The 23,601-nt window shown below is 63.0% G+C and carries 25 protein-coding genes; 11 read left to right on the forward strand and 14 right to left on the reverse strand.

What is annotated here, in order from left to right; translation table 11 throughout:
- The first annotated feature begins 123 nt into the window (after nucleotides 1-123).
- From hisD to ACH2CW_RS16175, 5 genes are read left to right on the forward strand one after another with little or no spacing between them, the layout of a single operon-like run.
- Complete coding sequence (hisD, locus tag ACH2CW_RS16155; RefSeq protein WP_395059985.1) at nucleotides 124-1,437, forward strand: histidinol dehydrogenase; 1,314 nt, start codon at nucleotides 124-126, stop codon at nucleotides 1,435-1,437.
- Nucleotides 1,438-1,483: 46 nt separating this feature from the next.
- Complete coding sequence (locus ACH2CW_RS16160) at nucleotides 1,484-2,251, forward strand: SDR family NAD(P)-dependent oxidoreductase (RefSeq protein WP_395059987.1); 768 nt, start codon at nucleotides 1,484-1,486, stop codon at nucleotides 2,249-2,251.
- 7 nt (nucleotides 2,252-2,258) lie between these two features.
- A complete protein-coding gene (locus ACH2CW_RS16165) occupies nucleotides 2,259-2,447 on the forward strand; it encodes a hypothetical protein (RefSeq protein ID WP_395059989.1) in 189 nt (62 codons plus the stop codon).
- Entirely contained in the window at nucleotides 2,447-3,700 is a 1,254-nt protein-coding gene (gene serC / locus ACH2CW_RS16170; protein WP_395059991.1) for a 3-phosphoserine/phosphohydroxythreonine transaminase, read from the forward strand. Before ACH2CW_RS16165 ends, serC begins: the two co-directional genes overlap by 1 nt.
- Nucleotides 3,669-4,670, forward strand: a complete 1,002-nt coding sequence (locus ACH2CW_RS16175) for an alcohol dehydrogenase catalytic domain-containing protein (RefSeq protein WP_395059993.1) — start codon at nucleotides 3,669-3,671, stop codon at nucleotides 4,668-4,670. Before serC ends, ACH2CW_RS16175 begins: the two co-directional genes overlap by 32 nt.
- A 217-nt stretch (nucleotides 4,671-4,887) precedes the next feature.
- On the opposite strand, the gene ACH2CW_RS16180 is transcribed toward ACH2CW_RS16175, so the two are convergent.
- From ACH2CW_RS16180 to ACH2CW_RS16215, 8 genes are all read right to left on the reverse strand, one after another.
- Complete coding sequence (locus ACH2CW_RS16180; protein WP_395059995.1) at nucleotides 4,888-5,199, reverse strand: hypothetical protein; 312 nt, start codon at nucleotides 5,197-5,199, stop codon at nucleotides 4,888-4,890.
- Between the two features lie 51 nt (nucleotides 5,200-5,250).
- Complete coding sequence (locus tag ACH2CW_RS16185) at nucleotides 5,251-6,333, reverse strand: XdhC family protein (protein WP_395059997.1); 1,083 nt, start codon at nucleotides 6,331-6,333, stop codon at nucleotides 5,251-5,253.
- A gap of 36 nt (nucleotides 6,334-6,369) precedes the next feature.
- On the reverse strand, nucleotides 6,370-6,954 hold the full coding sequence (locus tag ACH2CW_RS16190; RefSeq protein WP_395059999.1) for a CoxG family protein: 585 nt from the start codon (nucleotides 6,952-6,954) through the stop codon (nucleotides 6,370-6,372).
- A 137-nt stretch (nucleotides 6,955-7,091) separates the two neighbouring features.
- Complete coding sequence (locus tag ACH2CW_RS16195) at nucleotides 7,092-8,276, reverse strand: VWA domain-containing protein (protein WP_395060001.1); 1,185 nt, start codon at nucleotides 8,274-8,276, stop codon at nucleotides 7,092-7,094.
- 88 nt (nucleotides 8,277-8,364) lie between these two features.
- On the reverse strand, nucleotides 8,365-9,270 hold the full coding sequence (locus tag ACH2CW_RS16200; protein WP_395060003.1) for an AAA family ATPase: 906 nt from the start codon (nucleotides 9,268-9,270) through the stop codon (nucleotides 8,365-8,367).
- A gap of 201 nt (nucleotides 9,271-9,471) precedes the next feature.
- Entirely contained in the window at nucleotides 9,472-10,263 is a 792-nt protein-coding gene (locus tag ACH2CW_RS16205; RefSeq protein WP_395060005.1) for an FAD binding domain-containing protein, read from the reverse strand.
- Between the two features lie 23 nt (nucleotides 10,264-10,286).
- Nucleotides 10,287-12,662 (reverse strand): xanthine dehydrogenase family protein molybdopterin-binding subunit, encoded by a 2,376-nt coding sequence (locus tag ACH2CW_RS16210; RefSeq protein ID WP_395060007.1) that lies wholly within the window; start codon nucleotides 12,660-12,662, stop codon nucleotides 10,287-10,289.
- An 83-nt stretch (nucleotides 12,663-12,745) separates the two neighbouring features.
- Nucleotides 12,746-13,213, reverse strand: a complete 468-nt coding sequence (locus tag ACH2CW_RS16215; protein WP_395060009.1) for a (2Fe-2S)-binding protein — start codon at nucleotides 13,211-13,213, stop codon at nucleotides 12,746-12,748.
- 201 nt (nucleotides 13,214-13,414) lie between these two features.
- Here ACH2CW_RS16215 and ACH2CW_RS16220 point away from each other — a divergent pair, with 201 nt between their 5' ends.
- Nucleotides 13,415-14,548, forward strand: a complete 1,134-nt coding sequence (locus ACH2CW_RS16220; RefSeq protein WP_395060011.1) for a sigma-54-dependent Fis family transcriptional regulator — start codon at nucleotides 13,415-13,417, stop codon at nucleotides 14,546-14,548.
- On the opposite strand, the gene ACH2CW_RS16225 is transcribed toward ACH2CW_RS16220, so the two are convergent.
- The 3 genes from ACH2CW_RS16225 to queG all read right to left on the reverse strand — a co-directional run bounded on the left by ACH2CW_RS16225 (nucleotide 14,549) and on the right by queG (nucleotide 16,794).
- Nucleotides 14,549-15,019, reverse strand: a complete 471-nt coding sequence (locus tag ACH2CW_RS16225; RefSeq protein ID WP_395060013.1) for a copper chaperone PCu(A)C — start codon at nucleotides 15,017-15,019, stop codon at nucleotides 14,549-14,551.
- A gap of 239 nt (nucleotides 15,020-15,258) precedes the next feature.
- The gene (locus ACH2CW_RS16230) at nucleotides 15,259-15,615 is read right to left on the reverse strand and encodes a DUF2946 family protein (protein ID WP_395060015.1); all 357 of its coding nucleotides are present in this window, start codon (nucleotides 15,613-15,615) and stop codon (nucleotides 15,259-15,261) included.
- 93 nt (nucleotides 15,616-15,708) lie between these two features.
- On the reverse strand, nucleotides 15,709-16,794 hold the full coding sequence (gene queG / locus ACH2CW_RS16235) for a tRNA epoxyqueuosine(34) reductase QueG (RefSeq protein ID WP_395060037.1): 1,086 nt from the start codon (nucleotides 16,792-16,794) through the stop codon (nucleotides 15,709-15,711).
- Here queG and tsaE point away from each other — a divergent pair.
- The 3 genes from tsaE (at nucleotide 16,780) to ACH2CW_RS16250 (ending at nucleotide 19,036) form a co-directional block, all read left to right on the forward strand.
- Nucleotides 16,780-17,280, forward strand: coding sequence for a tRNA (adenosine(37)-N6)-threonylcarbamoyltransferase complex ATPase subunit type 1 TsaE (tsaE, locus tag ACH2CW_RS16240; RefSeq protein WP_395060017.1), 501 nt, complete (start codon nucleotides 16,780-16,782; stop codon nucleotides 17,278-17,280). The genes queG and tsaE overlap by 15 nt on opposite strands.
- Nucleotides 17,277-18,647: an N-acetylmuramoyl-L-alanine amidase gene (locus ACH2CW_RS16245; protein ID WP_395060019.1), complete on the forward strand. Its 1,371-nt coding sequence runs from the start codon at nucleotides 17,277-17,279 to the stop codon at nucleotides 18,645-18,647. The genes tsaE and ACH2CW_RS16245 overlap by 4 nt, the downstream gene beginning before the upstream one ends.
- A 161-nt stretch (nucleotides 18,648-18,808) precedes the next feature.
- The gene (locus tag ACH2CW_RS16250; RefSeq protein ID WP_395060021.1) at nucleotides 18,809-19,036 is read left to right on the forward strand and encodes a glycine zipper 2TM domain-containing protein; all 228 of its coding nucleotides are present in this window, start codon (nucleotides 18,809-18,811) and stop codon (nucleotides 19,034-19,036) included.
- A gap of 81 nt (nucleotides 19,037-19,117) precedes the next feature.
- Here ACH2CW_RS16250 and ACH2CW_RS16255 read toward each other — a convergent pair whose 3' ends face one another.
- Nucleotides 19,118-19,606, reverse strand: a complete 489-nt coding sequence (locus ACH2CW_RS16255) for an aromatic-ring-hydroxylating dioxygenase subunit beta (protein ID WP_395060023.1) — start codon at nucleotides 19,604-19,606, stop codon at nucleotides 19,118-19,120.
- A 38-nt stretch (nucleotides 19,607-19,644) separates the two neighbouring features.
- Complete coding sequence (locus tag ACH2CW_RS16260) at nucleotides 19,645-20,955, reverse strand: aromatic ring-hydroxylating dioxygenase subunit alpha (RefSeq protein ID WP_395060025.1); 1,311 nt, start codon at nucleotides 20,953-20,955, stop codon at nucleotides 19,645-19,647.
- Between the two features lie 220 nt (nucleotides 20,956-21,175).
- Here ACH2CW_RS16260 and ACH2CW_RS16265 point away from each other — a divergent pair, with 220 nt between their 5' ends.
- Nucleotides 21,176-22,528 (forward strand): hypothetical protein, encoded by a 1,353-nt coding sequence (locus ACH2CW_RS16265; RefSeq protein ID WP_395060027.1) that lies wholly within the window; start codon nucleotides 21,176-21,178, stop codon nucleotides 22,526-22,528.
- Between the two features lie 13 nt (nucleotides 22,529-22,541).
- On the opposite strand, the gene ACH2CW_RS16270 is transcribed toward ACH2CW_RS16265, so the two are convergent.
- Nucleotides 22,542-23,213: a DedA family protein gene (locus tag ACH2CW_RS16270; protein WP_395060029.1), complete on the reverse strand. Its 672-nt coding sequence runs from the start codon at nucleotides 23,211-23,213 to the stop codon at nucleotides 22,542-22,544.
- Nucleotides 23,214-23,400: 187 nt separating this feature from the next.
- On the opposite strand from ACH2CW_RS16270, the gene ACH2CW_RS16275 reads away from it, so the two are divergent.
- Nucleotides 23,401-23,601, forward strand: a 201-nt coding sequence (locus ACH2CW_RS16275) for a hypothetical protein (RefSeq protein ID WP_395060031.1), incomplete at its 3' end; no start/stop codon positions are given.

The raw sequence follows: 23,601 nt of genomic DNA on the forward strand, positions 1-23,601 counted from the left end.
TCAGGCTCCGCAGCCAGCCTGCGGGGCCTGCCACCCACAGATCTACCTTTTTCGTCCACGGCAGCGCGGTCCCAGACAGCGCTCGCCCCGAATGACGGATCACCACATACCCAGGAGAACAACGTGGCCATCATCTACCTGAAGAAGGCTGACAAAACACCCGAGACCGAGACGGCGACCGCCCAGCAGGTCGTCAATACCATGCTGGCCGATATCCAGAAGAACGGCGAAGCGGCGGTGCGCAAATACGCTGCCGATCTGGACAAATGGACGGGAGAGATGATCGTCAGCCCCGAGCAGATTGCCGCCAATGCGCGCGAGGTGCCCCCACAGGTCAAGGCCGACATTGACTTCGCAATCAAGCAGATTCATGATTTTGCGCTGGCGCAGCGGCGTTCGCTGTCCGAGTTTCAGGTCGAGCTGCACCCAGGAGTCACAGCCGGCCAGCGGGTGCTGCCGGTCAATGTGGCCGGTTGTTATGCCCCTGCAGGACGGTACGCCCACATTGCCAGCGCCTACATGGGCGTGGCCACGGCGAGGGCAGCCGGAGTCAAAACCATCATCGCCTGCTCCGGACCGTTTCGCGGCGGGCCGATGCACCCCTACCTGCTGTACGCCTTCAACAAGGCCGGCGCCAACGTCATCATGACCCTGGGCGGCGTGCAGGCCATTGCGGCCATGGCCTATGGCCTTTTCACCGGCAAGCCGGCTGACGTGATCGTGGGTCCAGGCAACAAATTTGTGGCCGAGGCCAAGCGTACCCTTTTCGGCAAGGTCGGTATCGATGTGTTTGCGGGCCCCTCCGAGATCGGCATCATCGCCGACGAGACCGCCGACCCGGCCATCGTTGCCAGCGACCTGGTGGGCCAGGCCGAGCACGGCCACGAGTCCCCCGCCTGGCTGTTCACCACCAGCCAGGTGCTTGCGGAGGAGGTGATGCGTCGCGTGCCCTTGTTGATCGACACCCTGCCCCCAACAGCGCGCGACGCCGCGGGAGCCGCCTGGCGCGACTATGGCGAAGTCATGCTGTGCGACACCCGTGACGAGGTCGTCGATATCTCTGACCGCTACGCCAGCGAGCACCTGGAGGTACACGCCAAGGACCTTGACTGGTGGCTCAATACCCTGACCTGCTACGGCTCGCTGTTTCTCGGTGAGGAAACCACCGTGGCCTATGGCGACAAGGCCAGCGGGCCCAACCATGTCTTGCCGACCAAAGGGGCAGCGCGCTATTCGGGTGGCCTGTCGGTGCACAAGTTCCTCAAGACCTTCACCTGGCAGAAGATGACCCGGGCGGCCGCGCGGGACATCGGGCTGGCGACAGCGCGCATTTCGAGACTGGAAGGCATGGAGGCGCATGCGCGCACGGCTGATGATCGCCTGGCGAAATACTTCCCGGACGAAACGTTCGACCTTGGTGAACCGGTGAAGGTGTGAGCTTGACGCTTCTGACGCGCTTGGTGAATGCCCGAAAGGGCCTGGCGTGAACGCCATCGCTGAACTTTTCAAGCTGAGTGGGCGGAGCGCGCTCGTCACCGGGGGGAGTTCGGGCCTGGGAGAAGCCATGGCGCAGGCCCTGGGCCTGGCGGGTGCCCGAGTGGTCCTGATGGCACGGCACCAGGACACGCTGGCGCAGGCAGCCGACCGTCTGCGGGCGCAAGGTATCGAGGTACAAACCGTGGCCTGCGATCTCGCCCAACCGGACGCAGCACCAAAAGGCGCGCACGAAGCGCTCGCCCTGGGTCCGGTTGACATTCTGGTCAACGCTGCCGGTGTGAACCTGCGCGAGCCGTTTGCTGACGTTACGGTGGCGAGTTGGCAGACCCAGATCAACCTGCACCTGAGCGCGCCCTTCTTTCTGGCCCAGGCGCTCGCACCGGCCATGAAGGCGCGCGGCTGGGGTCGCGTCATCAACATCGCCAGCCTGCAAAGCCATCGCGCTTTCCCCAACAGCGCGCCCTACGGTGCCGGCAAGGGTGGCATCGTGCAACTCACCCGCGCGATGGCCGTCGAGTGGGGGTCGCACGGCATCACCTGCAATGCGATCGGGCCCGGCTTTTTTCCCACCGCGCTCACCGCGCCAGTCTTTGGCAACAGTGAACTGGCAGCCCGCCACGCGGCTCAAACCTGCCTCGGGCGCAACGGTGCGCTGCAGGACGTGAACGGCCTGACTGTGTTTCTCGCGAGCGAGGCTTCAGCTTTTGTCACGGGTCAGACCATCATGCTCGATGGTGGCTACACCGCGAAATGACACTGACATGGCCATCGACCTCAACGCTTTCTGGACGCCGTTCACCTCGAACCGGCAGTTCAAGGCCGCACCACGCCTGGTCTTTCTCGCGGCAGCGGGGATGGGTCGGGTGTTCGTGGTCCATAGCGGCTTCGAAGCTTGCCCCAAGGTGATGAAGATCGCGCTGGCTCACCTCCCTGCTCTTGAACACATCTAATGACTTCCTGCGATCAAACCCTGCCGAAGCCGGCCGACATCCATCCGATCATGCTCGGATCGTTGCTTCCCCCCACGGGAGTCAAGCCGCTGAACTTCAGCCCCGGGCCCACATCGCTTGCGGCCGAGGTCGAGGCGGGGGTCAAAGCCCTGTTCGAAGCGCCGCGCATGTGCTCCATGTACCTCTCGCACCGGTCTCCCGAGTTTTTGGGGATTCTGGCCAGCGTCGTGCAACGCTGCCGTGCGGCAATGGAAATTCCTGAGCAGTACGAGATTTTGTTCATGCACGGCGGCGGACACGGGCAGTTTGCTGCGGTGCCGCTCAACCTGTGTCCCCGCGGCGATGAAAAGGCGACCTACCTTGTCAATGGCACCTGGTCCAAACGTGCCTTGTCCGAGGCATCCAAATACTGCCGCCCCATCGTCGTTTCCTCCGAACAATCTGACGGCACGTTCACCCACCACCCGTCTTTTGATGACCTGGACCCGCAATCCAAATACGTGTATTTGTGTTCCAACGAAACGGTGAATGGCATTGAGATGCACCAGCTTCCCAGGCTGGGCCTCCGGGCGCCATTGGTGGTTGACGCGTCGTCAGACTTTTCCACCAAACCGATTGACTGGGTGGGTTGCAACGTCGGCGTGCTGTATGCCTGCGCGTCCAAGAATCTGGGGCACCCCGGTGTCACCCTGTGCGTGATACGCAAGGATTTGCTGGGCACCCCCAGCCGCTCCTGCCCGGGCGTACTCTGCTACACCACCAATGTCCGGGAAGGCAATTTGTGGAACACCATCGCCACCTTCAATGTGGAGGTGGTCAACATCTACCTGCAATGGCTGATCGCGCAAGGTGGCGTGCATGAGATGGAACGCCGGTCGATCGCCAAGTCGGCCATGGTGTACGACGTGATCGACCGCTCCGGGGGGTTTTATTCCACCCCGATTGCAGATCCATTGATTCGCAGCCGCATGAACGTTCCTTTCGATGTCGCCGGTGGCGACGAGGAAGTCACCCAAAAATTTTTGATTCAGGGCTGGGAACGGGGAATCGTCGGCTTGCGAACGCTGACCCCCTTTGGAGTTGGGAAGTACTTGAGGGCCAGTTTGTACAACGGCGTCAGCGTGCAACAAACCGAGGCCTTGGTCGCCTTTATGGCGGACTTCATGAAAAGCGCTCGCGGCACGCGAGCTGGGCATGTGCCCACAACCACGAGTCAAGACAATGAAAGCCCTGGTCTACACCCACCCCTTTGAAGTCCAGCTGCACGATCGCCCAGAGCCCGAGCTGGTCGATGGCGAGGTGATCCTGCGCATAGACGCAGTGGGCATTTGCGGCTCCGACATGCACGCTTTTCACGGCCACGACCCACGGCGCAAGCCAGGCCTGGTGCTGGGACACGAATTTTGCGGCACCGTGGTGGCCAGCGCCGCACCGGCCTATGCACCCGGCGTGCGCGTCACAGGCAACCCCCTCATCACATGCGGCACCTGTGACTACTGCGTGCAAGGCCGCAACAACCTGTGCAGCGACCGCACCATGGTCGGCATGAGCCGACCGGGCGCCTTTGCCGAGTTCATGTCCATCCCCGCATCGTCACTGATCGACATTCCGCAAGACATGCCTGCCCTGCACGCCGCGTTGACCGAGCCGGCGGCGACCGCGCTTCACGCCATCAACATGAGCCTGAAAGTCATGGCGCGCCCGCTACCGGAAAACCGGACACTCATCATCGGCGGTGGCGCCATCGGCATGTTGGCTGCGCTGCTGCTGCGCACCTACGGCTGTCGCGGCACCGTGTTGGCCGAGGTGAATCCACTTCGACGTCAGTCTGCAGAGCAGCACGCCGGAGTCGAGACCTATGATCCCCGCGATACCCCAGCTCAGGAAAACAGCTTCGACTACGTGATTGACGCCGTGGGCAGCAAACTCACACGCGTAGCCGCGCTGAGCGCGGTCAAGCCGGGAGGGGTGGTCATGCATGTCGGTCTGCAGGACTGGGCCAGCGAAATCGACATGCGCAAACTCACTTTGGCCGAAATCACACTCATGGGCACCTACACCTACACCACCGCCGACCTGCGCGCCACTGTCAAACTCTTGTACGAAGGAGATTTCGGTGATCTTTCCTGGGTTCAGAGTGCGCGGCTTGAAGATGGCGGCCAGGCATTTGCCGACCTGGACAGCGGCAGACTGGCCTCAAGCAAGGTGGTGCTTGTTCCCTGAAAGAGCGGCTTGCGCGCTTGGAGCGCATGCGCCAAACTGGAACGGCGCCGAACAACGTGCCTTGGAAGGCCATGGGCGGTGTCATGGCCTGCATCAAAATCGCTCTGTTTTTGATAGCTGCCCGCGCTCAGCAGGCAAGGGCTGAAGGCGATTTTGCTTCAATGAAAACATCCCTCTGCTGAATTTGACGATTCCCGAGACCGGATGACCAAAGGCCTCAGTGCGGACGCAGAACCCACACCAGAGCCACAGCGACAAAAACATAGATCGCTGCGGAAGCGGCAATGGTTGGCGTGGAAACCTGTCGCGCCCGTAGCAAGGCCAGCAGGCCCAGGGCTGACATCCCGTACATGGTGACGGCAAGCACATAGGCCAGTGGCGCCGGTACGAAGGTAGACGGCCCGCCGCGGCGCGGCGATGTGCCAAAGCCGGAATGGGCAAGGATCAGGCAGCCGCCCACCATCCCGAGAAATACCAGGGCAGCGATGGCCGCCTGTGCGGGGGCGCTGGGGACGGAGGACGGTTTCACGCGGCCTGAACTGGATGAACTGCGCCGGTCTGGAGTTTTAACGCCACCAGTTCAGGACGCCACTCGGGCCACGCCACACACCAACTCGCCCGCATCGTTGCCGGGCACAGCACGCTCATTCTTCGCCCGCGCCACTTCCATGTCGCGGGGCAGCACCACGCCGTTTTTCACGGCCAGCACCTCTGCCATCACGCTGACGGCAATTTCAGGCGGGGTCTTGCTGCCGATGTAGATGCCGATGGGGCCGCGCAGGCGCGCCAGGGCGGCTTCAGTCAGGTCGAAGTGTTCTGCCATGCGCTGGTGGCGCGTCTCGTTGTTGCGCCTGGAGCCGATGGCGCCGATGTAAAACGCATCGGTTCCCAGCGCTTCCATCAGCGCCAGGTCGTCGAGCTTGGGGTCGTGCGTGAGCGCGATCACGCAACTGCGCCGGTCGGGCTTGAAGGCGATGACCACGTCGTCGGGCATGTCACTGAGCACCCTGGCGCCAGGGACAGACCAGGCGCTGCGGTATTCCTCGCGCGGGTCACACACGGTGACGGCAAAACCGCTGAACAGCGCCATGGTAGCCAGGTACTCCGTCAACTGCCCGGCGCCAATGAGCAACATGCGGTACTCGGGGCCAAAGGTGTTGACCAGTTCGATGCTGGAGACGCTGAGTTCGGCTGGCGCCGTGGCGAGTGCCAGCTCCACCGCGCCGTCGGTGAGCCGCACGCTGCGCTGCATCAGTTGTCCGGCTTCGAGCGCCTGCACCAGCTCGGCCAGCGCGCTCGCCTCCGGGTCGTATTCGAGTAGCAGCTCCAGCGTGCCACCGCAAGGCAGGCCGAAGCGGTGCGCTTCGTCGGCGGTGACGCCGTATTTGACAAAGGTCGGTGGGCCGGACGGGATGGCCTTGCTGGCAGTGTCGCCCGCACCGGCTGCCGCGTAGGCCTGGGTGTACTGGTAGATCAGGTCGTCTTCGATGCAGCCGCCCGACACCGAGCCCACTACCGCACCGTCTTCACACAGCGCCATGATGGAGCCAACAGGGCGCGGCGACGAGCCCCAGGTGCGCACCACGGTGGCCAGCAGCGCCCGTTTGCCCGCTGTGCGCCAGTCGCGCAGGGTGCGGAGCACCATGACATCGAGGTTTTCCATCTGCTTTCTTTCTATTGCAGAACAGTGGCAGACCGCTCAGCTACCCAGCCAGGCCGCCAGCGCCAGCACCGCGGCGCCAACAACCCACACCCACACCGGAATGCCCGGCTTCTGCGCAGCCATCGGTGGTTCGGCTTTCACTTCACCCATGACCATTTTGGGCGCATAACTCTCGGGGTGCTGGCGCTGCATTTCGCCGTCAAAACGCTTGAAAAAATCTTCAGCCATGGACTTGGCCGCGCCATCAATCAGGCGCTGGCCCAGTTGCGCCACCTTGCCGCCGACCGAGGCATGCACAGTGTAAGACAGCTCGCAGCCATCGTCATTGGGCGTCAAAACCACCTCGGCGCTGCCCTTGCCGAAACCGGCCACGCCGCCCTGCCCGTCAAACGACAGCTTGTAACTGGCCGGCGGATTGATCTCGCTGAGTGTGATCTTGCCGGTGAATTTGGCCGACACCGGGCCAATTTTCAGGGCCATGGCAATGGCGTACTGGTTCTCGCCGGTGGCCTCGACCTTGTCGCAACCGGGAATGCAGGCCTTGAGCACAGCCGGGTCGTTGAGCGCATCCCAGGCCTGTTGTTGTGTGACCGCGAGTTGGCGGCTTCCTTGCATGTCCATGTTTTTTCCCTTTTTTAACTTTGAAGGCTTGTCATCCCGGACCAGATCCGAGATCCATGTCGGTACGCTGCGACTTACCGGGGTAATGCAGCCTGGATTGCGGGTCAAGCCCGCAATGACAACAGCGTTTTCTCATGTTACTTCTTCATCAGAGCCGCCAGACTGGCCGCCAGTTCCTCAAGTTTGCTGAGGTTGTGCACCGCCAGCATGCCGTGGGCGTGGGCATGCAACACTGTCGCGCCACGGGCCAGCGGCGCGTAGCCGTCAAAGCGCATCAGCGGGTTGAGCCACAGCAGGCGGCGGCTACGGCGGCGCAGCCAGCCCAGCTCGCGCGCCAGGTCGGACGGCTCACCGGTGTCCAGTCCGTCACTGATGACCAGCACCATGGTGCGGCGCCCGACCAGGCGGCGCGCATGGTGCTCGCGCAGGCTGGCCAGAGACACCCCCAATTGGGTGCCGCCGGCGAAATCTTCAATCGCGGCGCTGGCGTGGGCCAGCATCTCGTCGGTGTCGGCCTGGCGGAAAGCCGGCGTGAGGTCGGTCAGGTGCATGCCAAAGGCAAACACATCGCGCTGCGGGTGGCGCCGCGTGGCGGCATGCAAAAAGGCCAGCAGCAAGCGCGCATAACGCTCCATCGACCCTGACACGTCGACCAGCACCAGCAAAGGCAGGGCCTGCTCACGCCGCGCCAGCCGGGGCAGATGGATCAACTCGCCACCGGTGCGCGCGGCCTGGTGCATCACGCCGGGCCAGTGCATGCGTGCGCCGTTGCTGGCGGGGCGGCTGCGGCGCGAGGCAAACATCGGCAGCGGGAGCTTGATGTCGCGCGCCAGCCGCTCGACCAGCCGGTATTCGGAGGCCGACAGCGCATTGAAGTCCGCGTGTTGCAAGCGTTCAATATCACTGGCCGTCATGACCGCGTCAAACTCGACCTTCTGGTCTTCGGTCGTGGGTTTGGCCTGCTGGCCAAAGGCCTTCTGCGGCGCCAGTGCCTCGCGCACGCGCGGCCGGCGTTTGCTGGGCTCGGCCTTGCCTTCGGCGCTGGGCAGCAGTTGGGCCAGCAGCTTGTTGGCGACTTTGGGGTCCTGGAAATAGATGTCGAACAGTTCGCGGAACACCAGCCGGTCCTGCTCGCGGCTGATCATCACGGCTTCAAACGCGGCGCCCAGGTCGTTCCGTTCACTGATGCCAACGGCCAGCGCCGCTTCCTTGGCCAGGCCAATACGCTGGCTGTCGACCTTGACACCGGCGCGGCGCAGGGCGCGGCCGAAACCGGCGATGTTGTCGGCGAGTTTGCCGCCTCTTGAATCACCTAAAAGCATGAGGTTTCCCGCTAAATCCGTTCGGGCTGAGCCTGTCGAAGCCTGCAAATCCCTTCGACAAGCTCAGGGCGAACGGTTCTGGAAAATTTCATTCTGCGGCGGCCTCTTCAGGCTTCAACAACTCTACCGCCAACTCATGCGTGAGCGCGGCCACATCTTCGCGCTGCTTGAACAGAATCCCCGCAGTATCAGCCACCACTTCGGGGTCCACCACCAGGGTGTCCAGCGCCACCAGGGCTTTGGCCCACTCCACACTTTCGGCAATGCCGGGCGCGCGCTGGAAGGCATTGCCAAAGGGCGAGCGGCGCAGCCGGTCGACAAAGGCTGCCACCTGTGCCGACAACTGCTCGCCGGCTTCAGGCACCTGGGCGCGGATGATCGCGAGTTCGCGGTCGCGGTCGGGGTAATCGAGCCAGTGGTAGAGGCAGCGGCGTTTGACTGCGTCGTTGAGCTCGCGCGTGCGGTTGCTGGTCAGGAGGGTGACCGGCGTCGCAACAGCGCGCACCGTGCCGATTTCCGGAATGCTGACCTGGTACTCGCCGAGGTACTCCAGCAGAAAGGCCTCAAACGGTTCGTCGGCCCGGTCCACCTCGTCGATCAGCAATACTGCGCCCGGTGCCGGTGCCTGCAAGGCCTGCAGCAGCGGCCGCCGGATCAGGTAGCGGTCCTGATAAACCTCCCGCTCGACGTCCGCTGTATTTCCTTTGCCTTCCACCGCACGCATGTGCAGAAGTTGGGCTGCGTAATTCCATTCGTAGAGAGCCTCGCGCTGCTCCAGACCGTCGTAACACTGCAGGCGTATCAGTTGCCGCTGCAGCGCGAGCGACAGCGCCTTGGCCAGCTCGGTCTTACCAACACCGGGTTCGCCTTCAAGCAGCAACGGGCGCTGCAGCTTGAGCGCCAGAAACACGGCCGTGGCCAGGCGCCGGTCGGCAAAGTAGCCGGCCTGCTGCAACGCCTGCGCCAGGGCATCTATGGTGGGGAAAGGTGTCATCGGTCCAGTTTAGTACTTGCCGGAGCCGCTATTATTTTTATAGCTGCTCACGCATATCCCCCATGGGCTGGAGGCATTTTTTATCCAGAATCCAGACCCTGCCGGTCATCCCGGACCTGATCCGGGATCCATGCCACCCGACCCACTGGCGCGGGTAGGCTCACATGGATTGCGGGCAGAGCCCGCAATGACAGGCAGCAATCAGCCCAGCGCCTTCGCCACGCCGCGCTGCGTCTGAACGCTGATCAGGTTGGCGCGGTAGGCCGCCGTGGCGTGAATGTCGCTGTTGAGGTCGGTGGCATCTATCTTCACAGCTGCAGCCGACTCCGGCGTGAAACTCTTGCTGAGCGCCGCCTCCAGCCCGGCGTGGCGGAACACGCCGCTGGACGCACCGGTCACGGCCACGCGTACACCGGCGTCAAACTGCGCCACAAACACGCCGACCAGCGCAAAACGCGAGGCTGGCTGCTTGAACTTCATGTAAGCAGCGCGTTTGGGGATGGGAAAGCTGATCGCTGTGATCAATTCACCCTCCTCCAGCGCGGTGGCAAACATACCGAGAAAGAAGTCGTCGGCGGCAATCTTGCGCGCGGTGGTGTGAATCGTCGCGCCCAGTGCCAGCACCGCGCTCGGGTAACAGGCCGAGGGGTCGTTGTTGGCAACCGAACCGCCCAAGGTGCCCATGGCCCGTACCTGCCGGTCACCGATGTTGGCCGCCAGGTCAGCCAACGCGGGCAACGCCGCCTTGACGTCTGCATTGTTGGCCACGTCGAGATGGCGGGTCATGGCACCAATCACGAAGGCATTGCCCTCGCGCTTGATGCTGCTCAACTCCTTGATGCCGCTGAGGTCAATCAGTTGATCCGGGCTGGACAGACGCAATTTCATCGACGCCAGCAGGGTCTGCCCGCCGGCCAATGGTTTGGCGCCGTCAGCCGTCAGTTGGGCAGCCGCAGCCAGGGTGGTGGGGCGCTCCAGGGTGAATGCATACATGGTGATACTCCTTGGATGTTTGTTTATTTCTTGGCCGACTGGATGGCTTCCCAGACGCGCGCCGACGAAGCCGGCATGTCGAAGTCGGTCACGCCCAGTGGCCGGAGCGCGTCCAGCACGGCGTTGATGACTGCGGGTGGTGACCCGATGGCACCGGCCTCACCGCAGCCCTTGGCGCCCAGCGGGTTGTGGCTGCAAGGCGTGCACAGCGTGTCGAGCTTGAAGTTGGGCATGTCCCCGGCGCGTGGCATGGCGTAGTCCATGAAGGAGCCGGTCAGCAACTGGCCGGACTCCGGGTCATACACGCAGTTCTCCAGCAGCGCCTGGCCAATGCCCTGCACCAGCCCGCCATGCACCTGGCCCTCCACGATCATCGGGTTGATGATGTTGCCGAAGTCATCCACGGCGGTGAAGCTCTCCACCCGCACCAGGCCGGTCGCGGGATCGACCTCAACCTCGCAGATGTAGGTGCCCGACGGAAAGGTGAAGTTGGTCGGGTCGTAAAAGGCGGTTTCGTTCAGGCCCGGTTCAAGCTTGTCGAGCGGGTAGTTGTGCGGCACATAGGCCGTCAGCGCCACCTGGCCGAAAGTCACCTTTTTGTCGGTGCCCTTGATGGTGAACTCGCCGTTGGCAAACTCGACGTCGGCATCGCTGGCTTCCATCAGGTGTGCCGCGATCTTCTTGGCTTTGGTCTCGATCTTGTCGAGCGCCTTCATGATGGCGGTGCCGCCGACCGACAAGGAGCGCGAGCCGTAAGTGCCCATGCCAAACGGAACACGCCCGGTGTCACCGTGGACGATGTCCACCGCATCGACCGAGATACCGAGGCGCGAAGCCACCACTTGGGCAAATGTGGTCTCGTGGCCCTGACCGTGGCTGTGCGAGCCGGTGAACACGGTCACGCTGCCGGTCGGATGCACGCGCACCTCGCCGCACTCAAACAAGCCAGCACGCGCACCGAGCGCACCGGCGATGTTGCTGGGCGCCAGGCCGCAGGCCTCGATGTAGCAGGAGTAGCCGAGGCCGCGCAACAACCCTTTGGCTGCCGAGGCGGTTTTGCGTTTCTCGAAACCGGCCACATCGGCCAGCTCGTTGCCGCGCTTGAGCAGCGCGTGGAAGTCGCCCACGTCGTACTGCAAGGCCACCGGTGTCTGGTACGGAAAGTCCTTGACGAAGTTGCGACGGCGGATTTCGTCCTGGCTCAAACCCAACTCCCAGGCTGCGCGCGTGACCAGGCGCTCCAGCAGGTAAGTTGCTTCGGGGCGGCCGGCGCCCCGGTAGGCATCGACCGGCGCAGTGTTGGTGAACCAGGCATCCACTTCGACATAAATCTGCGGGCAGGTGTACTGCCCGGCCAGCAAGGTCGCATACAAAATGGTGGGCACCGCCGGCGCGAAGGTCGAGAGGTAGGCGCCCATGTTGGCATCGGTGTGCACACGCATGGCCAGGAACTTGCCGTCCTTGTCCATCGCCATTTCGGCGTGGCTGGAATGGTCGCGGCCATGGGCATCGCTGACAAAAGCCTCGCTGCGGTCACAGGTCCATTTGATGTTGCGATTGAGCTTTTTCGACGCCCAGGTCAGGCACACGTCTTCGGCATACAGATAGATCTTGGAGCCGAACCCCCCGCCGACGTCAGGGGCAATCACGCGCACCTTGTGCTCGGGCAAGCCCATGACGAATGCCGTCAGCAGCAGGCGTTCGACGTGCGGGTTCTGGTTGGACACATACAGCACGTATTCATCGGTCGCGCGGCTGTAGGAGCCGATGACAGCACGTGGCTCCATCGCGTTCGGGATCAGCCGGTTGTTGGTCAGGTCCAGCTTGGTCACATGGGCAGCATTGGCAAACACCGCATCGACCTGGCCCTTGTCACCAATCGCCCACTTGTAGCAATGGTTGTCAGGGGCTGCATCATGCAGTGCAACGGCTTTGGCCGCATCTGTGACCCGCACGACGGCGCTCAGCACGTCGTAGTCCACCTCGACCAGCTCGGCAGCATTTTTGGCCTGCTCCAGCGTCTCGGCCACCACCATGGCGACATGGTCACCGACATAGCGCGCCTTACCCTGCGCCAGGATGGGGTGTGGCGGCTCCTTCATCGGGTTGCCATCGGTACTGGTGATCAGCCAGCCGCAAGGCAGGCCGTTGATCTTGTCGGCGGCGACATCCTCACCGACAAACACGTCGAGCACGCCGGGCGCGGCTTTGGCGGCGGCGGTGTTGATGCTGTTGATGTTTGCGTGCGCGTGGGGGGACCGAACAAACACCGCATAACTCTGGTTGGCCAGCGTGATGTCGTCGGTGTATTGCCCGCCGCCAGTCAGAAAGCGGTAGTCCTCCTTGCGGCGGACGGAAGTGCCAATGTTTGGCAGATTGACGAAGTCGGATGCACCCATGTGTGTACTCCTGAAAATGGGGGAAATCTGTTGGCAGCGGTTCGCAGGATGGCGGCGCTGCAAGAAGTGATCAGCGCGTAGGTTCAGGTCGCCATGGCTGCAGCGCCCTGCTGCACCGCCTTGACGATGTTCTGGTAGCCGGTGCAGCGGCAGATGTTGCCTTCGAGCAGCTCGCGGATTTCGCCTTCACCGGCCTTGGGGTGGTGCTTGCACAGGTCCACCGCACTCATCACCATGCCTGTGGTGCAGAAGCCGCATTGCAGGCCATGGCATTCCTTGAAAGCGGCCTGCATCGGGTGCATGGTGCCGTCGGCAGCCGCCAGACCTTCGATGGTGGTGATGTCCGCGCCTTCGGCCTGGGCCGCCAGGATGTTGCAGGACTTGACCGCGCGGCCATTCATCAGCACGGTGCAGGCGCCGCACTGGGCGGTGTCGCAACCCACATGCGTGCCGGTCATCTGAAGCTGCTCACGCAGCACCTGAACCAGAAAGGTATTGGGCGGCGTCTCCACGTTTTTGGCTTTGCCGTTGACTTTGAACTGAACTTGCATGCGCTTGTCTCCTGATGGCTGTTGGTGCTGGCTGCGGATAGAACGCTTCATTGTTGAAGTGCCCCTCCGACGCCCGACTAGGTTAAACCCTAGAAGCTTGCCAAAGCCTTCTGAAATTCTCAAAATGGAACATTTCCTGACGGGGCCGCAGCGCGGTCCCGTCAGGTCTGGTAGGCTGCCCCCAGCGAATTATTTACACCCATGTTGTCTGTCCTCCCACTGTCTTCCGAACAACGCCTGCAGCAAATCGCGCAGGCGCGCCAGGCTGTGCTCCATGAGGGCAACAGCCTGTCTGGCGGGCGGACCGATTCCTGGATTACCCGCTCCTGGCAGCGCTGCCTGGACAAGGGTCAGAGGCCGGAGCAGCAGGTCAGCTTCGATGTCATGCCGGCTGAAGCCCTGCGCCGCACCGAAGAAGCCAACCATGTGCTGGTGCAGGCCGCGCGCCCGGTACTGGAGAAACTGGGCGCCGCGATTGCCAGTACCCGTTACTTCGCCATCCTCACCAATGCGCAGGGCGTGGTGGTTGATGTCAATGGCGTGATCGACAGGCGCGACCGCCGCGCCGACCTGATCACCCGCATCGGCGTGGACCTGTCCGAGGACAGCGTCGGCACCACCGCGATTGGCGCGGCGCTGACCGAATTGCAGCCGGTCTGGTTGCACCGCGGCGAGCATTTTTTCAACGCCAACTCGGCCTACAGCTGCGCCGGTGCGCCGCTGTTCGGCCCCGACGGCCGCTGCGCCGGCATGCTGGACCTGACGGGCGTGGACACGGTGGAGCGGCCCGAGCTCAAACACCTGGTGGTGCAATCGGCACGCAGCATTGAAAACGCCCTGATTCAGAGCCGGCCGCACGACTTGCTCATCCGCCTGAACTGGTCCAGCCACAACCTGGGCGACGACATGGACGGCCTGATTGGGCTGGACCCGGACGGCTGGGTGCTGGGGGCCAACCCGGCGGCGCGGCAAATGGTGGCGGCGCTGCAGGCCGGCAACCCGTCGGCGGTGCACTGCAGCGAACTGTTCGCCATGCCTTACGAGATGTTGTTTGACGCCGCCAAAAGCGGAACGCTTGGTGAGCCCCAGGCCATCGATGTGCCGCTGTGGTCCGGCCTGCGCTTGCATGCGCTGCCGCTGCTGCGCGGGCAGGTGGCGGCGCCGGGCCGGCTCGGCAACCGCGCTGCCGCGCCTGCCTTGCCCCTGAAAGATGTCGAAACAGCGCTGATCCGCAAAGCCGTGAACGAAGCCAAGGGCAACGTCATGAAAGCCGCGCGCGCGCTGGGCATCAGCCGCGCCACGGTTTATCGCCGTCTGGGCGGCAAAATCAAATAATCAGTGTTTGTGGCCGGCGCCGTGCTCCGGCACGGCGGCACCGGGCGCAGTCGCGGCCACCGGCAGTTTCAACTCGACCCTGCTTTCCTGCCCCTTGGCGTCCCTGAGCGTCAGGATCAAAGGCACCGTGCTGCCTTTGGGCAAGGCCTGCCTGAGTTCCATCAGCATGATGTGGTAACCGCCGGGCTTGAGCTGCACGGTTTTTCCCGCAGGCAAGTCCAGCACCGGCACGGCGCGCATGCGCATCACATCGCCGTCCATCTTCATCTCGTGCACTTCAGCCACGCCGGCCACCGGCGACGATGCAGCCACCAGCTTCGCGCCGTCTTTGGCGGTGATGGACATAAAGGCGCCGGTGCCCGACTGGCCGGGTACGGCGGTGCGGACCCAGGCGTCCTTGACGTCAATGCCCTGGGCCTGGGCCCATGCGCTGGTCACTACCAGCAGCGCGGTGATCGTTGTGAGTTTCATGGTGTTTCCTTGAAGAGAAGATTGAATAAAGCGGCGAGAGTTCAGTGAAGGTGGCGCGCGGTGCCAGCAGACTCGACCTGCAACGGCAACGGCAACGGCGATGGCAACGGCCGCGGCAGCGTTGGCGACTCCACGCGTTGCGTCTGGTTTCGCGGCCTTGCCGCACCTTGAACCAGAGCGGCCGCGCAGCGCAAACATGGATTGCGGGTCAAGCCCGCAATGACAAGTGCCCGCTCAGTTCAAAGTACGGGCGGGCCACGGCTGAAAGGCAGGCCCGGCGAGGAGGCCGTACGAACGGCATCCTCAAAAACAAGCGCTATCGCGATGACGGTGGCGGAGCAACTGGCAGACTGGGCCTGCGGTGGCAAGGCCATGCCGGCCGAGCCGCAAAGATCGCAGTGGCCGCTGGCAGACGAGGCATCGTCGCTGCCCGGCTGGCCAGCGCCGTTTGCACTGCACAAGCCGCCAAGCTGCCCGGTGCGCACGTCGTCAGCCAGCAGGGCCACCGGCGCAATCAGCGCGGCGAACACGGCCAGACATCCCAGCCACGCCGCAAGGCGGGCCCAGAACGGGCGGGAGGTCAAGAGCGTCGGCACCGACTGATTATAGGGAGGGGACTTGCGGCACAAAATGCTACAAAATCAGGAGCTACTCACGCCCGCTGGCTATGGGCTGGAGGCCAATTTGATTCATAATTGCTGTGAAAGGGCCCACGCTACATGTTCACGCACCACTTCACTGGCATGAGCACGCCGCGCCAGCAGGGCAGCTCGCAGTGCGCCGCCCTCATCAACACCGGCATGCATCGCATTGCCCATGGCGACCGCAATATTGCGCAGCCAGCGCTCGTGGCCAATGCGCCGGATCGCACTGCCTTCGGTGTAACGCAAAAACTCTTCCTCGCTCCAGGCAAACAAGGTGACCAGTTGCTGTCCGCTCAGGCCCTGGCGTTCGTCAAAATCCGGCAAGGCGCTGCGCTGCGCAAACTTGTTCCAGGGGCAGATCAGCTGGCAGTCGTCGCAGCCGTAGATGCGGTTGCCCATCAAGGGCCGCAGCTCCAGCGGAATCGCACCGGCATGTTCAATGGTCAGGTAGGAGATGCAGCGGCGCGCATCAAGCCGGTACGGCGCGACGATGGCCTGCGTCGGGCAGATGTCCATGCAGGCGCTGCAACTGCCACAGTGTGGCGTGACCGGCTCGCTGGGCGGCAACGCCACATCGACATAAATTTCACCAAGAAAAAACATCGAGCCGGCTTCGCGGTTGAGCAGCAGCGTGTGTTTGCCGCGCCAGCCCTGGCCGCTGCGTGCGGCCAGCTCGGCCTCCAGCACCGGCGCGGAGTCGGTGAAGGCGCGGTGGCCGAGTGGCTGGACCTCTTGCGCAATCCGTTCGGCCAGCTTTTGCAGGCGCGTGCGCATGACCTTGTGGTAGTCCCGGCCGCGCGCATACACCGACACAATCGCTTCGCCGGGTCGTCCCAGCCGGGCCAGTTCCATCGCCTGCCACTGTCCTGGCGCCTGCGGCGTGGATGCGGGCAGGTAATCCATGCGCGCGGTGATCACGCTGACCGTGCCCGGCACCAGCTCTGCGGGACGCGCGCGCTTGAGGCCGTGCGCCGCCATGTAATTCATGTCACCATGAAAGCCGGCCGCGAGCCAGGCCGATAATCCAGGTTCCGCCGATGACAAATCAATGCCTGTTATGCCAATTTGCGAAAACCCAAGCTCGCGCGCCCACGTTTGAAGTCGAGAAACGAATTGATGGCCAGTAACGATCACCCGCTCATTGTAAAAAGGATTGCCTGGGCGACCGAAAGAGACACCCAGGCCTTTGCTGAGGCGCTCGCCGCCCGGATGCGAGGCAGCGCCGGGGCCCAGGTCCTGATCGAGCTGCACGGCGACCTTGGCAGCGGCAAAACCACGTTTGCGCGGCACCTGCTCACGGCTCTGGGGGTGAGCGGCCGCATCAAAAGCCCGACCTATGCGGTGGTTGAGCCCTACAGGGTCGACGGCACGCCCGGCGGGCCGCTGGACATCTGGCATTTCGATTTTTACCGCTTCAATGATCCGGACGAGTGGGAAGAAGCCGGCTTTCGCGACATCTTTGCCAGCCCCGGCCTGAAGCTGGTCGAGTGGCCCGATAAAGCCGGCGAGCATCTGCCTGCCGCTGACCTGGACATCGCCCTCGACTTGCAGGACGGTGATGTGCGCGCCGTCACCCTCACCGCCCGCAGCGATGCCGGCGCGGCGCTGCTGCCATGAACACGCCCGGCGCAATCAGCCGGCGCGGCGCGCTACAGATGGGCAGCGTGGTGCTGCTGCTGGGCGTGCAGCAGATCGCGCGCGGCCTGACCATCATGGCGGTGCGGGTCTGGCCGGCCAAGGACTACAGCCGCGTCACCATCGAATCCGACGCCGGCCTCAAGACCAAGTACTACTTCATCGCCGAGCCGCCCCGGCTGGCGGTGGACATCGAGGGCATCGACCTGATCCCCGCGCTGCGCGAGCTCGTGGCCAAGGTCAAGCCCGATGATCCCAACATCGCTGGCATTCGCGTCGGCCAGAACGCGCCCGGCGTGGTGCGCCTGGTGATCGAACTCAAGCAGCCCATGCTGCCCCAGGTGTTCAGCCTGCAGCCGGTCGCAGCCTACCAGCACCGGCTGGTGTTCGATCTGTACCCGACGCAGGTGGCAGACCCGCTGGAAGCGCTGATTGCCGAACGCCTGAAAGACAAATCGCAGCCTGCCGCTTCGCCGGCGACGGATCCGCTGGGTGATCTGATTGCCAGACAAACGGAACGGCCGACCCCCGCCAGCCCGCCGCCCGCCGCAAGCACCGAGAAGCCGCCGGCAACCGCAGCAGCCCCTAAATCGCCGTCTGAAACCGTGGGCGCCGGCGCGGGCAGCCGCAACAAGACTGATCGCCTGATCATCGTGGCGCTGGACCCCGGTCACGGCGGCGAAGACCCCGGCGCCATCGGCCCCGGCGGCACACGTGAGAAAGACGTGGTGCTGCAGATTGCGCTGCGCCTGCGCGACCGCATCAATGCCATCCCGAACATGCGCGCCTACCTCACGCGCGACGCCGACTTTTTTGTGCCCTTGCACATCCGCGTGCAGAAGGCCAGACGAGTGCAGGCGGACCTGTTCATCAGCATCCACGCCGACGCGTTTTTCACACCACGTCCACAGGGCGCCAGCGTATTTGCGCTCAGCGAAAAAGGTGCCACCAGCAGTGCAGCGCGCTGGATCGCCGACAAGGAAAATTCTGCCGACCTGGTCGGCGGCATCAACGTCAAGGCCAAAGACGCGCAGGTGCAAAAGGCCCTGCTCGACATGAGTACCACCGCGCAGATCAACGACAGCCTCAAGCTCGGCGGTGCGATGCTGGGCGAGATCGGCAGCGTCGGCAAGCTGCACAAGCCGCGCGTCGAGCAGGCCGGCTTTGCGGTGCTCAAGGCGCCGGACATTCCCAGCGTGCTGGTCGAAACTGCCTTCATCAGCAACCCCGATGAAGAGGCCAAGTTGCGCAGCGAGGCCTACCAGGTGCAACTGGCCGATGCGCTGATGCGCGGCATCAGCAGTTATTTCGCAAAAAATCCTCCGCTGGCGCGCAACCGCCCGTTGTAAATGGAATAAGCCTGCATCACGCACACGCGGGCAGATGACAGCATGCGCAGGCCGTTTCCTACAGCTCTGACAGCACGCCCAATCTACAGTTCAGCTACAGGCAACAACAAGGCTTCATCCCAATCCTTTTGAGACTTGCCTGCATTCCGACAAAGGTGAACATGATGACAAAGAACATTCTGATGGCAGCAGCAGCCGCATCGCTGATCGCACTGACCGGTTGCGGTACTTCTCTGAACAACCAGCAAATCGGCACCGGTACCGGCGCGGTGCTGGGTGGCGTAGCAGGCAGCGCACTGGGCGGCGGCACACTGGGCACGGTAGGTGGCGCAGCAGCCGGCGCTGTGATTGGCAGCGAAATCGGCAAAAAGCAGGACCAGAAGCGCTAAAACCCACAGCAGACCGGTTTTTCCGGTCTGCGGTAATCACTTCACCGTCTCGACCGGGCAGCAGGCGTTGTATGTGCGGTCCTAGACGGGATAGATCAGCGAGTTGAGAATCATCTCGCTGTCGTAAACACACAAGCGCGAGCGGAATTTCAGACCTTCGGGCGTGCGCACGATCTCGTCGATATAACGCCCGACGTTATACACCTCGCTGACCCCGGCGGGTTTGGTTCGGAACACCGCGTAATTGGCCTGGACTTTCACCAGATCGCCTTCAACGCCCAGAATCTGCGCCGGGCTGATGACATGCCGCGTGTAATACGGCCCGTGGTAAATCGTCTGCGTGATGCCGTAAACGCGGTCTTTCATCATGCCGCGGCTTTCGAGGTCCATCAGCGCCAGTGGCAGGCCCCGGTCAAAATTTTCGCGCGCCTGCAGCGTGTAGCGCCCGTCCTCAACAAAAAACTCCGGCCAGGCATCAAAGCGTTTTTCATCGAGCGCTGAGGCATAGGCTGCATTAAGCTGGTCGACCTCGTGCTGCAGTTGCAGGCGCTCCAGGCTTACCGCGCGCATGTCGTTCCCCACTCTGTGGGGCCCCTCGCCAAGTGCGCTCATACCGCCATCACTTTCTTCCAATAGGCATACATGCTGCGGATCAGGGTTTCGGTCACCATGTGTTCGGTCATCTCGGTGCCGGTGCCGCCGAGTTCGCACAGGGTTTCGCCAGACTCCCCCCACTGCGCAAAACCCGCCTGGCTGAACTCGATCACCTCGCCATCGTCAGCGCTGACAAACCCGGCCGGCCCAAACAGATTGGCCTGGCGCAGGCGGCGCCGCGTCATTTCGGGTGTGTCGTCCGCAAATCCGAAGTGGGTCCAGACAAAATCAAACTCGCCCTGACCGCGCGGCACGATGTGGCGGGTGCTCAGCGAGTTGACCTGCTGCTGGATGATCAGGCTGGGGAACAGCGTGATCATGGTCACGGTGGGCGTGATGTCGGTACCGGGGTTGGCCGGGTCATCAACCTTCCACCAGGCTTCGGGCACCACGTCGAGCAGGCGGTCATCCTGCAGCGCCATGTTGGCCTTGAAGGAAGTCACACCCTCGGTCACGGCGGCGTTTTGGCCACCCTCGTTGCGGCGCGAAATCATCACCGCGTGCCGCCCGTGGCCATCCATCACCATGCGGCTTTTCTGGTCGGCTCGCCACAAACCGAAAGTCACAAACCAGGTGTGCAGCAGCCCAGGGTGATAGGGGTCCTTGATGTTTTCCATCATCAGCTTCCAGTTGCCTGGAATGCGCTGGCGGTTGTAGCCCAGCAGGGTCAATTCCCGGCTCTTGAAGATGCGGTCCAGCCAAGGCATGACGTTAGCGCCCAGGTAGTCTTCGAGCGGCTCGGCCGCGTCGCTGAACGTCGCAAACACCAGGCCATGCAGCACCGCGACACGCAGCTTGGTCAAACCGTGGTCCTTCAGGTCGAAGCCTTCCGGCATGCCGCCGTTCACGCACTCCCCGTCTTTGACGCCGTCCTTGAACGGCAGGCCGGCAAGATCGCCGTTGAGCTTGTAGGTCCACTGGTGGTAGGGGCAGACAAAACTGCGCGCATTGCCCTGCGGGTTCTGGCAGAAACGCACACCACGGTGGGCGCAGCGGTTTTCCACCACGCGGATGCCGGGGTCGGTGTCACGGTCTTTCGGTGCCACGCGGTCGCGCACCATCACCACCTGGCGCTCGCCGACATGGCTCAGCTTGAAGTCGCCCAGTTTGGGGATCTCGACCGCCAGGCCCACATAAGACCAGTGCGGACCATAAAAAATTTTCTCCAGCTCGCGCTGGTACAACTGCTCGTCGGTGTAGGCCCAGAAGGGCACGCGGCTGGAGCCCGGTTGGCTCCAGCGCGACAAGGTTTGAGGTGAATTCATGGGGGCTTGTTCTCCATCCGGCGCCTGGTTGGCCCCGGTTGAGGATAAATAATACGCTTACTTATTAATTGCAGCCACCCCGCGCCGACTGCGACGGCATCGCAGCGCTGGATGAACATACATCATCAATTCAGGGGATGCGAAGCAAGGTCCTTTCAAGCACCATTGCCCTGGCTGGCCGGTCGCACAACGCCACACCGCAGCAAACCAGGAAGCAGGCATGAAGGAAACAAGGGCCGGGAAAAATCGCAACAAAGTGGCAAACCATACCCGGCCTGTCACACGCGCAGTCGCGCTGCTGGCGGCAGTCCTCCTGCTCAGCGCCTGCGCAGGCACGCCGTATGTCCGGATCGACTCCACGGATTCGACCGTTCCCACCGAGCCACCCACGCTTCCCGCCTCGATTCGCCATGCCGAAGGTGTACAGAGGATCTACCGCGACAAACTCATTGAGCTCGGTGATGCCGAACGTCATCTCTCCAACGGCTTGATCGGGCTGGGCGCGCTGGCGCTGGGCCTCGGTATTTCTGGTTCGCATTCAAGCGCGATCAGGGGTGTGGCGCTCATCGCCGGCACGGCCTACACCCTGGGCACGTTCAACACCGACAAACGGCGCGCAGCCGTTTACGGCGCAGGCATTGAAGCGCTGAACTGCGCAAGCGGCGCCGTGACGCCTCTGGACTTCAACAAGGCAACGGTGACATTGATCACTGATTTGCTGAACGACAAGGGCGCCCAGCAGGCGCGTGTCATCCAGCAAGTCAGCGCTGTACTCGGGCTTGTCGCAAGCACCGAGGCGGCGGGCAATGCGAACGCCAACGCGGTGACCGCCGCGCGTGCGACCGTGGTTTCAGCCCAGGCAGCGCTGGCCCGCGCCACGGAGGCCAAAAAGGCCGGTGACCACCTGATGATGCGGCACTACCGCGCGGGTGGTGATTTACGCAATGCAGTGAAAACCATCGACGCCCAGGTGCTCAATGCCATCCGCAGTACCGAAGTGGATATCCGCGCGGTGCCGAACGCCCTGGCGCAACTCGCGGGCAGCAGCCAGATTTTCTCGGACGCGTCGGCTGGAACGATTACCGTGCCCACCCCTCCTGACACAGAAAAGGCAGTTCGAGCCGCTGGTGACAAGAACCAGCCGGATTTACGGGTCCAACTGGATGCCGCCGTGTTCAACCTTCAGGTGGCGATCGCCGCGCTGGATACCCACACTGCGCGCCTCGCCGGCATCGTTGCCAGTGTTGACAAAGACACTGCCGAGAAACTGAAAGCTTGCAAGATCGAGGGCTTGATCCTGCCCATCGCGGTTTCAACCGGAACAGTCTCCTTCAAAGAGAAAACGCCGGGCGTCGAGATTGTCGATATCAGCGGCGGACAGCGCAACACCTACCGGGCCGAGTTCATGGTGCGGCCACATCCCGGCCTGTCGGTTCGCATCCCGCGCTCCAGCGACACCCTTGAAATCGAGGCCACCGCACAGACGGTGCCAGGCACCTACCGCGTCCGGGTGGACGATGCCACACTACAAAGCTCCCAGATCGTGACGGTGAAAATCACCAAGGCTGAATAGGGCCCGAACGAACTCAAGGCCGGTCGCTCGTCCCGGCCGTCGTCAGCGGCTTGTTGCGGCTGGCCTTCCAGGCACCGTAAAGCACGATCAGGCCAGGAATCAGAATCATGGCCCAGATGATCTTGCTGAGGTTTGCCTGCACCCAGGGCAGGTTGCCGAAGAGATAACCGGCGCCGCACAGGCCGATCACCCAGATCAACGCGCCGATCACGTTGTAGGCGCTGAACTTGGCGCGGCTCATCTCTGCCACACCGGCCACAAAAGGTGCGAAGGTGCGAATGAAAGGCATGAAACGCGCAATGATGATGGTGATGCCGCCGTAACGCTCGTAAAACGCGTGCGCCTGGTTGAAAGCGCGCTTGTTGAAAAATTTCGACTGCTCCCACTGGAACACCTTGGGTCCGAAATAACGGCCGATCAGGTAGTTGCACTGGTCACCCAGAATCGCCGCAACAACCAGCAGACCCATGGCCAGTGGCAGATTCAGCAGCCCGGCCCCGCACAGCGCGCCGACGATGAACAGCAAGGAATCACCCGGCAGGAAAGGCATGACCACCACGCCGGTTTCGACAAACACAATCAGGAACAGCAGCGCGTACACCCACATGCCGTAGGAGCGGGTGAAAGCCTCCAGGTGTTTGTCCACATGGAGAATGAAGTCGATCAGAAAAGCGATGATTTCCATAACGTTGATTTTGACATGGGGTGATGGCCCCATATGACGGGACACTTTTTCCGCTGCCTTTGCATCACGCCTCGATACAGGTCTGTTCTGGACGGTAGGAGCGACTCCCCACTCCCACCCCTAACCCCTCCCTCGCCCCGCTGGGCGATGGAGGGGGACTTCATGTGGCCGCGTGCTCTGCCCTCGCGTGCAAACATGGCTGTCTGTTGGGATTCCCGCACAAGAAGCGCTGCGCGCTTCTTGTGCTCCGGAGGGGAGTTCGGTGTTGGTGTTTTTCTTCTCTGCCTCTCCACCCGTCGGGCTGGGCCGAGGAGCGCAGCCGAAAACGGATCAGGGCGAGCGATTGTCTGAGGCGCTAGCCGAGTTCGAGCTCGATCCCGTTTTCGGC

This window comes from Polaromonas sp. (genome assembly GCF_043778355.1).
Classification (GTDB): Bacteria; Pseudomonadota; Gammaproteobacteria; order Burkholderiales; family Burkholderiaceae_C; genus Polaromonas.

Excerpts from the sequence above, each read along its gene's own strand:
- ACH2CW_RS16265 (WP_395060027.1), top strand. The coding sequence starts at position 21,176 with ATGAAGGAAACAAGGGCCGGGAAAAATCGCAACAAAGTGGCAAACCAT.
- ACH2CW_RS16255 (WP_395060023.1), bottom strand. The coding sequence starts at position 19,606 with ATGCGCGCGGTAAGCCTGGAGCGCCTGCAACTGCAGCACGAGGTCGAC.
- ACH2CW_RS16165 (WP_395059989.1), top strand. The coding sequence starts at position 2,259 with ATGGCCATCGACCTCAACGCTTTCTGGACGCCGTTCACCTCGAACCGG.
- ACH2CW_RS16220 (WP_395060011.1), top strand. The coding sequence starts at position 13,415 with ATGTTGTCTGTCCTCCCACTGTCTTCCGAACAACGCCTGCAGCAAATC.
- ACH2CW_RS16185 (WP_395059997.1), bottom strand. The coding sequence starts at position 6,333 with ATGGAAAACCTCGATGTCATGGTGCTCCGCACCCTGCGCGACTGGCGC.
- ACH2CW_RS16200 (WP_395060003.1), bottom strand. The coding sequence starts at position 9,270 with ATGACACCTTTCCCCACCATAGATGCCCTGGCGCAGGCGTTGCAGCAG.
- ACH2CW_RS16270 (WP_395060029.1), bottom strand. The coding sequence starts at position 23,213 with ATGGAAATCATCGCTTTTCTGATCGACTTCATTCTCCATGTGGACAAA.
- tsaE (WP_395060017.1), top strand. The coding sequence starts at position 16,780 with ATGGCCAGTAACGATCACCCGCTCATTGTAAAAAGGATTGCCTGGGCG.
- ACH2CW_RS16210 (WP_395060007.1), bottom strand. The coding sequence starts at position 12,662 with ATGGGTGCATCCGACTTCGTCAATCTGCCAAACATTGGCACTTCCGTC.
- ACH2CW_RS16175 (WP_395059993.1), top strand. The coding sequence starts at position 3,669 with ATGAAAGCCCTGGTCTACACCCACCCCTTTGAAGTCCAGCTGCACGAT.
- ACH2CW_RS16205 (WP_395060005.1), bottom strand. The coding sequence starts at position 10,263 with ATGTATGCATTCACCCTGGAGCGCCCCACCACCCTGGCTGCGGCTGCC.
- ACH2CW_RS16260 (WP_395060025.1), bottom strand. The coding sequence starts at position 20,955 with ATGAATTCACCTCAAACCTTGTCGCGCTGGAGCCAACCGGGCTCCAGC.
- ACH2CW_RS16250 (WP_395060021.1), top strand. The coding sequence starts at position 18,809 with ATGATGACAAAGAACATTCTGATGGCAGCAGCAGCCGCATCGCTGATC.
- ACH2CW_RS16190 (WP_395059999.1), bottom strand. The coding sequence starts at position 6,954 with ATGGACATGCAAGGAAGCCGCCAACTCGCGGTCACACAACAACAGGCC.
- ACH2CW_RS16245 (WP_395060019.1), top strand. The coding sequence starts at position 17,277 with ATGAACACGCCCGGCGCAATCAGCCGGCGCGGCGCGCTACAGATGGGC.
- ACH2CW_RS16195 (WP_395060001.1), bottom strand. The coding sequence starts at position 8,276 with ATGCTTTTAGGTGATTCAAGAGGCGGCAAACTCGCCGACAACATCGCC.
- ACH2CW_RS16215 (WP_395060009.1), bottom strand. The coding sequence starts at position 13,213 with ATGCAAGTTCAGTTCAAAGTCAACGGCAAAGCCAAAAACGTGGAGACG.
- ACH2CW_RS16225 (WP_395060013.1), bottom strand. The coding sequence starts at position 15,019 with ATGAAACTCACAACGATCACCGCGCTGCTGGTAGTGACCAGCGCATGG.
- serC (WP_395059991.1), top strand. The coding sequence starts at position 2,447 with ATGACTTCCTGCGATCAAACCCTGCCGAAGCCGGCCGACATCCATCCG.